Origin of the sequence: Acinetobacter sp. A2 (assembly GCF_012371325.1) — a bacterium.
Classification (GTDB): domain Bacteria; phylum Pseudomonadota; class Gammaproteobacteria; order Pseudomonadales; family Moraxellaceae; genus Acinetobacter.
This window is the reverse complement of sequence record NZ_JAAZQX010000059.1, coordinates 1-2,634: the sequence shown is the minus strand read 5'-3', so window position 1 is coordinate 2,634 and position 2,634 is coordinate 1. Positions and strand designations below refer to the sequence as shown.

The window sequence follows — 2,634 nt, the reverse complement described above, 5'->3', positions numbered from 1 at the left end:
CACTACTGAATCGACATAGACAAAATGAGCACTTATGCAAATATTTGTCTATATTTTTAGTTATAGTTAATTACTCCACTTTATTTATTTTCAGACAGCAACCAATCAAGAGCGTTCATTTTTACAATACCATTATAATTGGCTTCAGTCCCTATGGTGTCTAAGGTAAGTAAATACTTGGGATATGAATCAGAAATTTTCTGTAATGGACGTAACTCTCGGCTTAGTGTCTCCTCATTGAGAGTTTCTAATGCCACCTGATAATAAGTTAAATTCTGTAAAGTATCGACAGCAACAAAATCAATTTCATATTCATCAACCCGCCCTACATAGACCGTATAGCCTCGTCTGACAAGCTCAAGATAAATCACATTTTCTAAAATATGACCTTGATCAGCATTAGCATCAGGCAACATAATGCGGCGCAATCCGACATCAACTAAATAGTATTTTTCAGAGGATTGTAATAACTCACGCCCACGTACTTTAAATTGTGCGGCGCTATAAAATAGCAAACTGTCCTGTAAGCCCTGAATATAGCGTTTTACTGTTTCAAATGAGATTTTAACCCCACTTGAAACAAAGGTATTTTTAATTTTATTGATGGAAATGGGTGAGCCTGTCACGCTTGCCAAATATCTTGCGACACGCTCGAGAGAGTTAATATCGGCCGTATTCAAACGGGGAATAACATCTTTAAACATTACACTGGCATAGACCGCTTGCAAGTAATCATAGGTTTCCTGCTGGCTGGTCATGGCAAGCGTATAGGGGAAACTACTGCGCGTGTACATGGCATACAAATCACGATTGGATAATTGTTGGATGATCGGATTATTTTCAATATGCCACTGTTTAAACTCTTGGAATGACAAGGGTAAAACATGTTGCTCGATATAGCGTCCTGTGAGTAACGTCGCAAGTTCTCCACTCAGAAAGAATGCATTTGAACCTGTAATATATAAATCGATATAATCCCGAACATATAAAGAGTCGACTACTTTTTCAAAATTGGTAACATGTTGTATTTCATCTAAAAAAACATAGTTTTTCTTGCTTTCATCAACTTTTGACAGTACATAATCATGTAGTTTGCGGTAATCGGTAAGTTCTTCAAATTCCATAAATTCAAAGTTGATGGCAATGATGTTTTCGGCTTGTACACCCTGTGCTTTTAAGTCTTGTTGAAACATCGCCAACAAGGTGGATTTTCCAGAGCGACGTACACCTGAAAGCACTTTAATAACATCACGGTTTTGCCATGTATTCAGAAATTTTAAGTAGCTATCACGTCGAATATTAGTTTTTCTCATTGTTTACACTTAAACTCTAAAGTTTTAATTGATTCTATCAAAGTTTAGATACCAAGTGAAAACATATTTAATTACAAAGAAAGTTTCTAGTTCATGTGAGCTATTTAAAATTCTAAACTGCTTTTATAGCAGTTTAGAGACGCTAATCACGGCAAGCTCCAAGATACCAGATCTACTCTTTAGACGAAATTTGGTAGGTTTTTTTATCGACGACATAAATCCGAATTCTGTATTTTTGATTATTTTCTATGTCATGTTATGTCATTGCTGCTACGACTTATCTGCTATACAAATTGAGTGAATAGTAAATTGCATATTCCTATGTAAATCTACCCCCTATTCCTATTTGCACCCTACCATTCATTTCTGTTCGTATAAGCCACTAGGCATGCCAAACTCTTGATTAATGGTATCAATATTGATACTATTAATCATTGGCACTATTGAGCATTTAAATGGCAAATCTTGATCAACTTATAGAACAAATGCGGAATAATCCAAAAAATATCCGCTATGTCGATTTACTCAAGGTTTGTAAGCAATATTTTGGTGAACCAAGACAAACAAGTGGTAGTCACACGGTATTTAAAACACCGTGGCAAGGCGATCCTCGTATTAATCTTCAAGATGATAGCGGAAAGGCTAAACCTTATCAGGTTAGGCAAGTATTAGCTGCACTTGATAAACTTAAAACATTGTGAGGTGTCAAATGGATAGCAAACAATTTACTTATCGTGTTACATGGTCAGCAGAAGATAATGAGTATGTTGGTCTATGTGCCGAATTTCCGTCACTGTCTTGGCTCGATGCAGAACAATCTAAAGCATTTTCAGGGATTGTTGATCTTGTTGCTGAAGTTGTAGCAGATATGATCAGCAATAATGAGAAATTACCTGTACCGCTTTCAGAAAAAAAGTATAGCGGACGGTTTGCTGTTCGTGTTCCATCAATGGTTCATCAAAAACTAGCACTTGAAGCTGCGGAGCGTGGTGTGAGTATGAATCGTTTGGTATCGGCAAAATTGGCTATGTAGTTTTATATCTTGATGGTCTACTTGGAATGAGAATGACTGGTAGACCTTGACTTCCTCACCTCCCTAAACGGAGGTGATTCCTACTGCTAGACGCTTAAGCCCAAGCGCAAGTATGTTCTTAGAACTATTTAAATCCCGATCATTGGTATTTAAACAGTTTTCACTGAACCGTACCGGGTTTGTCGGAGACTTTTTTATTTAAGTTAGGCCGCCTGACCTAACGGGTTAATCTTATCATAGTACATTGCTTCAAACTCAAAAGGCGATACATAACCCAGTGCACTGTGT

General features: G+C 37.0%; 3 protein-coding genes. 2 read left to right on the top strand and 1 reads right to left on the bottom strand.

The genetic code is table 11. The features are described from left to right. Window positions 1-80: 80 nt before the first annotated feature. Window positions 81-1,313: an ATP-binding protein gene (locus HHA43_RS13045; protein ID WP_168418310.1), complete on the bottom strand. Its 1,233-nt coding sequence runs from the start codon at window positions 1,311-1,313 to the stop codon at window positions 81-83. Between the two features lie 455 nt (window positions 1,314-1,768). Between HHA43_RS13045 and HHA43_RS13040 the strand changes: the two genes are divergently transcribed. Both HHA43_RS13040 and HHA43_RS13035 read left to right on the top strand, forming a co-directional pair. Next, entirely contained in the window at window positions 1,769-2,014 is a 246-nt protein-coding gene (locus HHA43_RS13040) for a hypothetical protein (protein WP_063454489.1), read from the top strand. Between the two features lie 8 nt (window positions 2,015-2,022). Then, window positions 2,023-2,346, top strand: a complete 324-nt coding sequence (locus HHA43_RS13035) for a type II toxin-antitoxin system HicB family antitoxin (RefSeq protein ID WP_063454488.1) — start codon at window positions 2,023-2,025, stop codon at window positions 2,344-2,346. The last annotated feature ends 288 nt before the right edge of the window (window positions 2,347-2,634 follow it).